We start from the raw sequence: 11,399 nt of genomic DNA, 5'->3' as shown, positions 1-11,399 counted from the left end.
GTGGGCGGGCCGGTGGTCGGCGTCGCCGCCGGGGAGCGGGGCGCGGCGACCCGGGTGGCGACCTCGAGGCCGGGGGTGGTCGCGGTCAGGACGGCGGCGGCGACCACCACCGCGGCGACGGCGCCGAGCAGGCGGCCGCGGCCGGTCACCGCAGCGGGAACCCGACGACCGCCTCGAGCTCGGCGATGGCGCGAGCGGGGTCGTCGACCTTGATCGTCGTCATCCCCATCGCCCTGGCCGGCTTCAGGTTGACGCCGAGGTCGTCGAGGAACACCGCGTCCTGCGGTACCACGCCGAGCGCCTCGCATGCCATCTCGTAGAACCGGGGGTCGGGCTTGCGCACGCCGACCTTGCTCGACTCGAGGACGACGTCGAACAGCGGCAGCACCGAGCGGAAGGCGTCGTCGGCGTCGGCGAACGCGCCGACCACGTTGTTGGTCAGCAGCGCCGTCCGCAGCCGCTCGTGGCACCGGCGCACGGCCTCGACCATGGCCGGGCGGAGGTCGCCGGCGAGCAGCCCCAGCACCTCGGCGCCGTCGACGGCGTGGCCGAGCGCCAGCGCCTCCTCGGAGAAGCGGCGCCCGAACTCGTCGACGTCGATCTCGCTGCGCTCCAGCATGGCCCACGCGTTGGCGTCGGGGTTGGTGGCGTTGACGCGGCGCAGCAGCCCGGCCGGCAGCCCGCGCTCGGCCTCGTAGCGGGCGAACGCGTCGAACGGGCTCGACGACAGCACGCCGCCGAAGTCGAACAGCACGGCGGCGACGGGCACTCAGCCGCCCAGCACGTCGCGCGCCACCGCGTCCCACATCTCGGTCGACAGCCGCAGGGAGTCGACGTCGACCCGCTCGTCGTCGCCGTGGAACATCGTGGAGAACTGCTCGAAGCTCAGCCGCTCGCTGAACAGGCCGAAGCCGTAGGCGGTGACGCCGAGCCGGCGGAAGAAGCGGGCGTCGGTGGCGCCGACGATCATGAACGGCACCGTGGCGCTGCCCGGGTAGAAGCGGGAGGTGGCCCGGGTCAGCGCGTCCCACAGCGGCGTCTCGACCGGCGACGCGCTCGACTCGTCGTCCGACGCGGTGAGCACCTCGACGTCGCCGGCGAGGTCGCCGAGGATCTCGTCGAGCATGGCCCGCACCTCGGCGCCCGTCTGCCCCGGCAACGTGCGGATGTCGACCTCGAGGTCGACGCGGTCGGGGATCACGTTGGTCTTCACGCCGCCGCGCACGACCGTCGGCGCGAAGGTGGTGTGCGTGCACGCGTGGAACTGCCGGGCCATGCCGACGGGTAGTGCCTCGACCGTCGCGAGGAACGTGTCGGGCGACAGGAGTGGTGCGGTGAGCTCTTCGGGGTACCCCATGCCTTCGATGAACCTTCGCCAGATGTCGTGGATCCGGGTCTGCGGGCGGTAGTCCGCCACGCGGCGCACCACCTCCGCGGCCTTCACGAGCGCGTTGTCGGTGCGGAAGGGCTGCGACGCGTGCCCCGGCGTGCCCTTCACGCGGAGGGTGCACCAGTACGAGCCTTTCTCGCCGACGACGACCGGCAGCCGCAGGCCGCTCGGCGACGGGATCGGGATGCCGCCGGACTCGGTGATCACGTAGTCGGCCCGCACGGCGTCGGCCTCGTTGCGCACGAGGTGCTCCGCGCCGTAGGAGCCGAGCGCCTCCTCGTCGGCGACGGCGAGGTACACGAGCGTCCCGTCCGGGCGCCATCCCGAGTCGGCCAGGCGCCTGGTGGCCACGGCCATCGACGCCGTGAGGTTCAGCATGTCGACCGCGCCCCTGCCCCAGACCTCGCCGTCGACGAGCTCGCCGCCGAACGGGTCGCGCCGCCAGCCGTCGGGGTTCACGGGCACGACGTCGGTGTGGCCCATCAGCAGCAGGGTCGGCGCGTCCGGCCGGCGGCCCTCGATGCGGGCGACGAGGCTGGTGCGGCCGGGCGCGGCCTCGTAGCGCTGGAGGTTCACGCCGCTGCCCTCGAGGTAGGAGGTGAGGAGGTCCGCGCTGCGCTCCTCGCCCCCCGACCCCACCGTCCCGTCGTTCACGCAGGCGTTGCGGATGAGGTGCTGGAGGAGGTCCGTCACCTCCGCGGTCGACTGATCCACCGGAGCAGCGTAGGCAGGTGGTTGACTTGAGGCCCGAAATGCCATCGGACCACGTCGTCGTCGACGGCTCCAACATCGCCACCGAGGGGCGGGCCGCGCCGAGCCTCCGTCAGCTGGACGAGGCCGTGCGCGCCTTCATGGAGCAGCACCCCCACGACAAGCTCACCGTCGTCGTGGACGCCACCTTCGGGCACCGCATCGACCCGGAGGAGCGCCAGCTCTACGAGGAGGCGGTCGCGGCCGGCGAGCTGATCTCGCCGCCGGCCGGCGCCATCGGGCGGGGCGACGCGTTCGTGCTCGGCATCGCCGACCGCGCGGGCGCGACCGTCCTGTCCAACGACTCCTTCCAGGAGTTCCACGGCCAGTACGAGTGGCTGTTCGAGGAGGGGCGGCTCATCGGCGGCAAGCCCGTCCCCCACGTCGGCTGGGTGTTCATGCTGCGCACGCCGGTGCGCGGGCCGACCAGCCGGCGCTCGGTGCGGGCCGCGAAGAAGACCACCAGGCCGGCCGCCCCCGCCACGCCGGCCAGGGCCGCCAAGGCGCCGCGCTCGACGCGGGCCCGCACGGCGAAGGCCGCGGCCGCGGCCGAGCCGGTCGAGCCGGTCGAGCCGCCCACGCCGCCGGCCGACGGCGACGGCGACGGCGGCGGCCGGGCGCGGCGCAAGCGCCGGGCGCCGAGCCACGTCGAGCCGGTCAACGAGCCGCTGGCGTTCATCCAGTTCATCGCCGACCACCCGCTCGGCAGCGTCGTGCCCGGCGAGGTCGAGCGCTTCGCCTCCCACGGCGCCTACGTCCTGGCCGGTGGGGCCAGGTGCTACATCGCGCTGAAGCACATGGGCGACCCGCCGCCGCGGCGCGCCCGTGACGTGCTGACCGTCGGCGAGACCCGCGACTTCGTGGTGCAGGCGCTCGACGCGCCGCGGCGCGGGATCGACCTCGCCCTGCCCGGGTTCGCGTCCCCCGAGGCCGCGCCCGAGGCGACAGCCGAGCCCGCCGCCGAGCCCGCGCCCGAGCCTCGGGCGCCGCGCCGCGCGGGCCGCAAGGCCGTGCGAGCCACCGAGGTGGCGACGGCAACCGAGCGCGCCGGCACGGCGGCGCGCCCCAGGAAGGCGGTACGCGTGAGCGACGGCACCCAACCCGACCCGGCTGCTCTCGCCGCCGCGCCCGACGCGGGCGGCGACGGCGAGGCGGCGAAGCGGGCGCCGGCCCGTAGAGGGGCGGCGAAGAAGGCGACCACCGGGACGGCCGGGAAGGCGGCCACCGCCAAGAAGGCGGCGACGGGCACGGCGAAGAAGGCGACCACGACGGCGAAGAAGGCGCCGGCCAAGAAGGCCGGGACGGCCGCGGCCACGAGGTCCACGGCCAAGAAGGCCACGACCGCGGCGGCCACCAGGTCGACCGCGAAGAAGGCCACGACCTCGGCCGGCAAGGCGGCTCCGGGGTCGGCGAAGAAGGCCACCACGGCGGGCAAGGCCGCCACCGGGTCGGCGAAGAAGGCGACCACGACGGCCGCGAAGTCCACGGCCAAGAAGGCGCCGACGGCGGCCGCCACCAAGGCGACGGCCAAGAAGTCGACCGCCACCAAGGCGACCGCGAAGAAGGCGACGGCCAAGGTCCCGGCCGAGAAGGCCCCGGCGAAGAAGGCGACCGCCGCCAAGTCGACGGCCAAGAAGGCGACCGCCAAGGCCACGTCGACGACGGCGAGGAACGTCGGCACCCGCAGCTCGGCCGGCGGCGAGAAGAAGACGGCCACCGGCGGCACGGCCAAGGATGCGTTCGCCACCGTCGAGAAGACGGCGAAGAAGACGGGCACGGCGAAGAAGGCGACGACGGCCAAGAAGGCGCCGGCGAAGAAGGCGACCACGGCCAAGGCGTCGAGCAAGGCCACCGCCGCGACCACGACGACGAGGAAGGCCGCGGGCACGGCCAAGCGGGCGGCCCGGAGCTGACCATCCCGCGGGACGGGGCCCGCCCGGGGCCTCGGTAGCCTCCGGGTGGTGCGCGTCGCCACCTGGAACGTCAACTCCCTGAAGGCCCGCCTGGGCCGGCTCGAGGAGTGGCTGGCCGAGGTCGGTCCGGACGTCGTCTGCCTCCAGGAGACCAAGCTGGCCGACGCCGCCTTCCCGGCCATGGCCTTCGCCGCGCTCGGCTACGAGTCCGCGCACCACGGCGAGGGCCGCTGGAACGGCGTCGCCATCCTCAGCCGCGTCGGCCTCGAGGACGTGCGCCCCGGGTTCTGCAACGGCCGGGTCGTCGGCCCCGAGGGCGCGGAGGACGCCGAGGCGCGCCTGCTCTCGGCCCGGTGCGGCGGCGTGCGGGTGGCCAGCCTGTACGTGCCGAACGGCCGGGCCGTCGGGTCCGAGCACTTCCGGTTCAAGCTCGACTGGCTGGCCCAGCTGCGGCGCCACCTCGACGACAGCTGCGACCCCGGCGGCGACGTCCTGCTGTGCGGCGACTTCAACATCGCCCCCGAGGACCGCGACGTGTGGGACGTGACCGAGGTGGCGAACGGCACCCACGTCACCCCGCCCGAGCGCGCCGCGCTGGCCGAGCTCACCTCGTGGGGCCTCGTCGACGTGCTGCGGGCCCGCCACCAGGAGCCCCGCCTGTACACATGGTGGGACTACCGGGCCGGCATGTTCCACAAGCACATGGGCATGCGCATCGACCTCATGCTGGCCAGCAAGCCCCTGGCCGACCGGCTCGAGTGGGTGCTGGTCGACCGCAACGCCCGCAAGGGCAAGGCCCCGTCGGACCACGCCCCGATGGTCGCCGAGTTCGCCTAGGACGACTGGGGCAGCGCGTCGGCGGCGTCGGCGGCCGGCGGCAGCCACTCGGCCTGGTCGTGCCACTGCCGCCACTCGGCGACGAGGGCGACGGCCACGGCGGCCACGGGCACGGCGAGGAAGGCGCCAACGATCCCGGCGATGGCGCCGCCCGCCGTCAGCGACACGAGGATGACGAGCGGGTGGAGGCGGACGGCCTTGCCGAGCACCATCGGGGCCAGCAGGTCGTTGTCGAACTGCTGGACGACGAGGGCGACGCCGCCGACGATCAGCGCCTCGGTGAACCCGGCCGACACGAGCGCCACGAGCGTGCCGATCACGCCGGCGGTGATGGCTCCAACGAGCGGGAAGAAGGCGGCGAGGAACGTGAGCAGCGCCACCGGGAGGGCCAGCCGGGCGCCGACGACGAGCAGGGTGATCCCCATGATCGTCCCCTCGATCAGGCCGAGCGTGGCCGTCCCCCGCAGGTAGCCGCCGACCGTCGACCACCCCCGCCGGCCGAGGGCCTTGGCGACGGCGTGGCGGTCGGGGGGCACGTGGCGCAGGGCCCACCGCTGGATGACCTCGCCGTCCTTCACGAAGAAGAACGTCAGCACGAGGGCGAGGAGGGCGCCGGCGATGATCTCGAACACGAGCACGGCGCCGGTGACGACCCCGCCCTGCGCGTTGCGCAGCGACTCGGTCGCCTGGTCGGTGAACTGCTCGATCTGGGCCTCCTCGAGGCCGAGGGGCCCGGTGACGAGCCACTCGCGCACGTCGTCCGCGCCCTGGCGGACGGTCGGGCCGAGCTCGTCGAACTCACTCACGACCGACGGCACGATGAGCAGGATCAGCCCGGCGATCAGCAGCAGGAACCCGAGGAACGCGCCCCACGTGGCGGCCAGGTTGGGCAGGCCCCTGCCGCGCAGGAACCGGGCCACGGGGACGAGGAACGTCGACAGGAACACCGCGGCGATCACGGGCAGCACGGCCACCCGGATGCGGGCGAGGAGGACGAGGAGGAAGTAGCCGGCCGCCCCGACCACGAGCAGGCGCCACGCCACGGCGGCGGCCCGCTCCAGCCAGGTCGGCACGGCCCGGTGCTCCCGGCGGACGGGGGCGGCACCCGACACCCGGCCGTCGGTGCGACTCGACGCGACCACGGCGGGGGTGTACCCCCCGCCGGGCCCGGTCAGCCCCCGATCGGGTCGGGAGCGGTGGTCAGGACTGCTCGGGCTCGAAGTCGAGGGCGAGGGAGTTCATGCACCAGCGCTGGCCGGTGGGGCCGGGGCCGTCGTCGAACACGTGGCCCAGGTGCCCGCCGCAGCGCCGGCAGGTGACCTCGGTGCGGACCATGCCCCAGGCCCGGTCCTCGTGGAGCTCGACGGCGTCGGCCACGGCCGGCTCGGTGAAGCTCGGCCACCCCGTGCCCGAGTCGAACTTGGCGTCCGAGCGGAACAGCACGTTGCCGCAGGCGGCGCACCGGTAGGTGCCGTCGTCGTGGTTCTCGACGAACTTGCCGCTCCACGGGCGCTCGGTGCCCTTCCTTCGCAGCACCTCGTACTGCTCCGGCGTCAGGCGCCGGCGCCACTCCTCGTCGGTCGTCGGCAGGTCGGTCTCCATGGGCGCCAGCCTACGAGCCGGCCCGTCCGACCCAGCGCTCGACGACCTCGGTCTCGGCCCCGAGGTGGTCCCGCAGCCCGCCCACGATGGCCCGCTCGACGGCGCCGGCCACGAACAGGGCCCGCACCTTCAGCTCGCCCTCGGTGGTGCGCACGGTGGCCCCCGGCCCGGCCGCCGTGAAGCGGTAGGTGCCCGAGCAGGTGAGCCGGTCGCCGTAGTGGTCGGGCAGCATGCGGAACCGCACGGTGCGGGCGGCGAGGTCGTGGACGGACTCGTCGACCCAGGTCAGCCTGGCCGGGTCGAGCACCGCCCTGGCCGCCGGGGCCAGGTCGCCGCTGAACCGGTAGCGGACCCGCTGGAGGACGGTGTCGCCCCGGCGCTCCTGGCCGAGCAGCACGGGCGCGCCGAGGTTCGGCAGCCCGGCCAGGTCGGCGTAGAACCCGGGCTCCAGGAACACCGCCTGCACCGCGTCGGGCTCGCCGGCGATCCGCTGCTCGAAGACGAAGCGCACCCCCGGACGCTACGACGCCCGGGCGAGCCCGTCGGACGACCCTGCGCCGAGGCGGTGGGCGGGGCGTACGGCCGCGGGCGGCCGCGGCTCAGGACGCGGGGCGGGCGGCGTCGGGTGGGGCGACGATGGCGAGGAGGGCGGCGGCGTGGCGGGCGGCCCGGACGGGGCCGACGCCGGGGACGGCGCGGAGGGCGGCCAGGTCGGCGGGCCGGCGGCGGGCCAGCTCGTCGACGGCCCGGTCGGCCAGCACGACGGCGGGCGCCACCCCGGCCGCCCTGGCCGCCGACGCCCGCCAGGCCCGCAGGCGGGCCGGCACGTCGTCGCCGCCTGGGGCGAGCGCCGCCCGCCGCCTGGCCAGGTCGTCTCGCCAGGTGAGCGGCTCGGGCGGGGGCATGGCGGCCAGCCCGGCGGCGAGGTCGTCGAGGAACGGCGACGGCCGGCCGGCCCAGGTGACGTGCACCTCGTCGACCGCCCGGGTGACGGCGACGTGGAGCACCCGCCGCTCCTCGTCCTCGTCGGCCCGGTCGAGCGGCACGACCCCGTCGGCCACGCCGGCCAGGTGCACGACCGGCCACTCGAGGCCCTTGGCGGCGTGGAAGGTGCCGACGGCGACGGCGTCGCCGGCGACCGGCCGCTCGGTGGCCTCGCCGGCGGCGTGGACCCAGCCGGGCAGGTCGTCGACGGTGGCCGCCGGGTCCAGGGCGACCAGCTGGCCGGCGGCGTGGACGAGGGCCTGGAGCGCGGCGGCGTCCGGCGTGCCCGCCGCCGCCCGCGCCGCCCCCTCCAGCCACCCGAGCGCGGCCCGGGCCGGCCCCCCGTCCGCCGTGACCGAGGCCAGCGCCGAGCGGACGGCCGGGTGGTCGGCCAGCCGGGTGGACCCGACGACGCGGGCGGGCACGTGGGCGGCGGCCAGGGCGGCGAGCAGCCCGTCGTGCTGCGCCCGGGTCCTCGTGAGCACGGCCTGGTCCGACCAGCGCCGGTGGCGCCGGGCGGCGACGACCACCGCCTCGGCCACGGCGGCGGCCTCGGCCCGCTCGTCGGCGAACCCGGCGACGGTCGGCACGGCCCCGCCCTCCCGCGTCGCCGAGGGCGGGGACGACCGCAGCACGCCGGCCGCCGCCGCCAGGGTCTCGGGCGTGCAGCGGTGGTTGGCGGTCAGGCGCACGACCTCGCCGCCCGGCCACCGCTCGGCGAAGCGGCGCAGGTGGTCCGGGTCGGCGCCGTTCCAGCCGTAGATGGCCTGGTCCGGGTCGCCGACCACGCACAGGTCGGCCCGGCCGCCCCGCCACGCCTCGAGCAGCCGCAGCTGGAGGGGGTTCAGATCCTGGAACTCGTCGACGAACAGGTGCCGCCACCGCCACCGCTGCACGTCGGCGAACCGGCCGCCCTCCTCCAGGAGCGAGGCGCAGGCGGCGAGGACGTCGTCGTGGTCGACCACCCGGCGGCGGCGCTTCTCCTCCCGGTAGCGGGCGTAGAGGGCGGCGAGCTCGGCCGGGTCGAGCCGGCACCAGCGCCCGGCGGCGGCGGCCGCCGCCTCGTACGCCTCGGGCGGCACCGACCGGGCCTGGGCCCAGGCGATCTCGGTGGCCGCGGAGGCCGCCTCGCCCACCCGGTCGGCGCCGCCGAGCAGCTCGGCCAGCAGGCGGACGGGGGAGGAGAGCAGCCCCCAGCGGGCCCGGCCCTGGTCGTCGGTGTGGCGGGCCAGCTGGCGGTGGGCGACGGCGTGGAACGTGCCGGCCGCCACGCGGTCCCGCACGCCGAGGGCGGCGAGGCGCCCGGCCAGCTCGCCGGCCGCCCTGCGGGTGAACGTGAGGGCCAGCACGTGGCCGGGGCCGGCGGCGCCGGTGGCGACGCGCGCGGCGATGCGGCGGGTCAGCACCCGCGTCTTCCCCGACCCCGCCGGGGCGACGATGCACAGCGGGCCGGCGTCGGACAGGACGGCCCGCCGCTGGGCCTCGTCGAGCCCGTCGAGGAGCCGGGCCGGCACGCGCTCGGCCTCCATGGCCGGTCGACGGTACCGACGGGGGCCGGCGGGGTGGGGGATGGTCGGCGCTACCGTCCCCGCCCGTGGAGCCCGTGCCCCCCGACCGCTTCGAGGAGCTGGTCGCCGACGCCCTCGACGGGATCCCCGAGGGCCTCGGCCGGCTGATGGACAACGTGGCCGTGCTGGTCGACGACCGGCCCCGCCAGCGCGGCCTGCTCGGCCGGTACGAGGGCGTGCCGCTCACCGCCCGCGACGCCGGCTACACGATGGTGCCGCCCGATCGCATCACGATCTACCGGCTCCCGATCTGCGAGATCTGCGACACCGAGGAGGAGGTGGTCGAGCAGGTGCGCATCACCGTCGTCCACGAGGTCGCCCACCACTTCGGCATCGGCGACGCCCGCCTCTCGGAGCTGGGCTGGGCCTAGCCGTCTACATTCGCGGCGTGCCGTTCCCCCGCAGCCTCCTGAACGACGAGGAGGAGGTCGTCCTCGAGCTGCACCCGCACTGGTGGTTCCTCGCCGGGCCCGTGCTCGCCGTGGCCGCCGGGCTGGTGCTCGTGATCGTCACCGTCGCCCTGGACTGGCCGGGGTGGGCGACGACCGGCGCCTGGATCCTCACCGGGGTCGCCGTCCTCTGGTTCCTCGTCCGCTACGCCGACTGGTCGACGACCCACTTCGTCCTCACCACCGACCGGCTGATCTACCGGCACGGCATCGTCGCCAAGCGGGGCATCGAGATCCCCCTCGACAAGGTCAACACGGTGTTCTCCAACCAGAGCATCCTCGAGCGAATGCTCGGCGCCGGCGACCTCGCCATCGAGTCGGCGAGCGAGGGCGGGCGCCAGACGTTCACCGACATCCGCCGCCCCGGGCTCGTGCAGAACGAGATCTACCGCCAGATCGAGGCCAACGAGAACCGCAAGTTCGACCGCATCGGCCGCGGGCAGGGGGGCGCGGCGGGCGGGGGCGGCGCCGCCTCGATCCCCGAGCAGCTGGGCCAGCTCGACGAGCTGCGGCGCCGGGGCGTGATCACCGAGGCGGAGTTCGCCGAGAAGAAGGCGGACCTGCTGCGCCGGATGTGACGGCGAGGGTCGTCTCCCTCGTCCCCTCGGTCACCGAGACGCTCCTCGCCTGGGGCGTCACCCCGGTCGCCGTCACCCGCTTCTGCGAGCAGCCGGCCCTGCCCCACGTGGGCGGGACGAAGGACCCGGACGTGGCCGCCGTGGTCGCCCTGGCGCCCGACCTCGTGGTACTGAACGAGGAGGAGAACCGGAAGGAGGACGCCGACGCGCTGGCCGCCGCCGGGCTCGACCTCGAGGTGCTCACCGTGCGGTCGGTGGCCGACGTGACGACGGCGCTGGCCGGCCTGGCCCGCCGGCTCGGGCTGGAGGCGCCCGAGGTGCCCGGGCCGCCGCCGGCCCCGCCGCCCGCCGTGGCGACGGCGTTCGTGCCGATCTGGCGGCGACCGTGGATGGCGTGCGGCGAGGACACCTACGGGTCCTCGGTCCTCGCCCACCTCGGGATCGCCAACGTGCTCGCCGGCCGCCCGGAGCGGTACCCGTCGGCCACCCTCGACGAGGTCGCCGCCCTGGCGCCCGACGTCGTGCTGGCGCCGTCGGAGCCGTACCCGTTCGGGGAGCGCCACGTCGCCGAGCTGTCGGCGGTCGCGCCGGTGGAGCTGGTCGACGGGCAGGACCTGTTCTGGTGGGGCGTGCGGACGCCCGCCGCCCTCGCCCGGCTGGGCGAACGCCTGGCCGGCTACAGGAGCGGGTCGTCGCGGACGACGCGCTCCTCGCGCACCGTCCCGTAGCCGACGCCGCGGCGCCGCCAGCTGTCGATGACGAACAGGCTGAGCAGCAGGCCGATGACGCCGACGACCATCAGGATCACGCCGACGACGTCGATGTCCAGGCCCGACACGTCGGCCTCGACGGCGAAGGTCAGGATCGCCCCGACGGCGATGAGGAAGATGCTGACACCGATGCCCATCTGGTCCGTCTCCCGTTGCGGCCGGTGGTGACGGTCCGCGCCGTACCCCGCCACCTAGGACGGCGAAACGTCACGCAGGGTGACCGAGGCTCCGGCGACCGGCCGGACCCGCCACCCTCCGACCCCCCCGGCGGCCTCCTCCTCGACCAGCGCGACCGCGCACCCGCCGAAGCCGGCGCCGGTGAGGCGGGCCCCGAGCACGCCGGGGGTGGCCACCAGCCGCTCGACCAGCGCGTCGAGCGCGGGGGTGGACACCTCGAAGTCGTCGCGGAGGCTGGCGTGGCCGGCGACCATCGCCGCCCCGGCGGCGGCCCCGTCCCCGGCCAGCAGGGCGGCGATGACCTCGTCCACCCGCTCGTTCTCGGTGACCACGTGGCGGGCCCGGCGCCGGGCGACGGGGTCGGCGACGGCGGCCAGGTCG

13 protein-coding genes are annotated in these 11,399 nt (G+C 75.8%); 5 read left to right on the top strand and 8 right to left on the bottom strand.

Annotated elements, in window-relative coordinates:
* Nucleotides 1-145: 145 nt before the first annotated feature.
* Nucleotides 146-769, bottom strand: a complete 624-nt coding sequence (locus VGB14_16500; GenBank protein HEX9994532.1) for an HAD-IA family hydrolase — start codon at nt 767-769, stop codon at nt 146-148.
* Nucleotides 770-2,104 carry a M20/M25/M40 family metallo-hydrolase gene (locus tag VGB14_16495; protein ID HEX9994531.1) on the bottom strand — a complete coding sequence of 445 codons (1,335 nt, stop codon included), beginning with the start codon at nt 2,102-2,104 and terminating at the stop codon, nt 770-772.
* Nucleotides 2,105-2,142: 38 nt separating this feature from the next.
* Between VGB14_16495 and VGB14_16490 the strand changes: the two genes are divergently transcribed.
* On the top strand, nt 2,143-4,053 hold the full coding sequence (locus VGB14_16490) for a S1 RNA-binding domain-containing protein (GenBank protein ID HEX9994530.1): 1,911 nt from the start codon (nt 2,143-2,145) through the stop codon (nt 4,051-4,053).
* 48 nt (nt 4,054-4,101) lie between these two features.
* Nucleotides 4,102-4,890 carry an exodeoxyribonuclease III gene (locus VGB14_16485; GenBank protein ID HEX9994529.1) on the top strand — a complete coding sequence of 263 codons (789 nt, stop codon included), beginning with the start codon at nt 4,102-4,104 and terminating at the stop codon, nt 4,888-4,890.
* On the opposite strand, the gene VGB14_16480 is transcribed toward VGB14_16485, so the two are convergent.
* The 4 genes from VGB14_16480 to VGB14_16465 form a co-directional block, all read right to left on the bottom strand.
* The gene (locus VGB14_16480) at nt 4,887-6,032 is read right to left on the bottom strand and encodes an AI-2E family transporter (GenBank protein HEX9994528.1); all 1,146 of its coding nucleotides are present in this window, start codon (nt 6,030-6,032) and stop codon (nt 4,887-4,889) included. The two genes, VGB14_16485 and VGB14_16480, sit on opposite strands and share 4 nt — an antisense overlap.
* A 58-nt stretch (nt 6,033-6,090) precedes the next feature.
* The gene (gene msrB, locus VGB14_16475; GenBank protein ID HEX9994527.1) at nt 6,091-6,492 is read right to left on the bottom strand and encodes a peptide-methionine (R)-S-oxide reductase MsrB; all 402 of its coding nucleotides are present in this window, start codon (nt 6,490-6,492) and stop codon (nt 6,091-6,093) included.
* Between the two features lie 10 nt (nt 6,493-6,502).
* Complete coding sequence (locus VGB14_16470; GenBank protein HEX9994526.1) at nt 6,503-7,003, bottom strand: DUF2505 family protein; 501 nt, start codon at nt 7,001-7,003, stop codon at nt 6,503-6,505.
* Between the two features lie 88 nt (nt 7,004-7,091).
* Nucleotides 7,092-9,005 carry an ATP-dependent helicase gene (locus tag VGB14_16465; GenBank protein HEX9994525.1) on the bottom strand — a complete coding sequence of 638 codons (1,914 nt, stop codon included), beginning with the start codon at nt 9,003-9,005 and terminating at the stop codon, nt 7,092-7,094.
* Between the two features lie 65 nt (nt 9,006-9,070).
* On the opposite strand from VGB14_16465, the gene VGB14_16460 reads away from it, so the two are divergent.
* Genes VGB14_16460 through VGB14_16450 form a run of 3 tightly spaced genes read left to right on the top strand, consistent with a single transcriptional unit; the run spans nt 9,071 to nt 10,799 of the window.
* Nucleotides 9,071-9,415 carry a metallopeptidase family protein gene (locus VGB14_16460; protein ID HEX9994524.1) on the top strand — a complete coding sequence of 115 codons (345 nt, stop codon included), beginning with the start codon at nt 9,071-9,073 and terminating at the stop codon, nt 9,413-9,415.
* A gap of 17 nt (nt 9,416-9,432) precedes the next feature.
* Nucleotides 9,433-10,071, top strand: coding sequence for a PH domain-containing protein (locus VGB14_16455; protein ID HEX9994523.1), 639 nt, complete (start codon nt 9,433-9,435; stop codon nt 10,069-10,071).
* Nucleotides 10,068-10,799: a helical backbone metal receptor gene (locus tag VGB14_16450; GenBank protein HEX9994522.1), complete on the top strand. Its 732-nt coding sequence runs from the start codon at nt 10,068-10,070 to the stop codon at nt 10,797-10,799. The genes VGB14_16455 and VGB14_16450 overlap by 4 nt, the downstream gene beginning before the upstream one ends.
* Here the strand turns inward: VGB14_16450 and VGB14_16445 are convergent.
* Together VGB14_16445 and VGB14_16440 are read right to left on the bottom strand one after the other, a co-directional pair.
* Nucleotides 10,748-10,978, bottom strand: coding sequence for a DUF6458 family protein (locus tag VGB14_16445; GenBank protein HEX9994521.1), 231 nt, complete (start codon nt 10,976-10,978; stop codon nt 10,748-10,750). The genes VGB14_16450 and VGB14_16445 overlap by 52 nt on opposite strands.
* 54 nt (nt 10,979-11,032) lie before the next feature.
* Nucleotides 11,033-11,399 (bottom strand): hypothetical protein (locus VGB14_16440; GenBank protein ID HEX9994520.1); only part of this gene is annotated, 367 nt, incomplete at its 5' end.

Source organism: Acidimicrobiales bacterium, from assembly GCA_036399815.1.
Classification (GTDB): domain Bacteria; phylum Actinomycetota; class Acidimicrobiia; order Acidimicrobiales; family DASWMK01; genus DASWMK01.
Note: the sequence above shows the minus strand (reverse complement) of the source record. Positions and strands in the feature narration are given on the sequence as shown.

Bases quoted from the DNA above. Each gene is read 5' to 3' on its own strand.
- VGB14_16490 (HEX9994530.1), top strand. From the start codon at position 2,143: ATGCCATCGGACCACGTCGTCGTCGACGGCTCCAACATCGCCACCGAG.
- msrB (HEX9994527.1), bottom strand. From the start codon at position 6,492: ATGGAGACCGACCTGCCGACGACCGACGAGGAGTGGCGCCGGCGCCTG.
- VGB14_16465 (HEX9994525.1), bottom strand. From the start codon at position 9,005: ATGGAGGCCGAGCGCGTGCCGGCCCGGCTCCTCGACGGGCTCGACGAG.
- VGB14_16445 (HEX9994521.1), bottom strand. From the start codon at position 10,978: ATGGGCATCGGTGTCAGCATCTTCCTCATCGCCGTCGGGGCGATCCTG.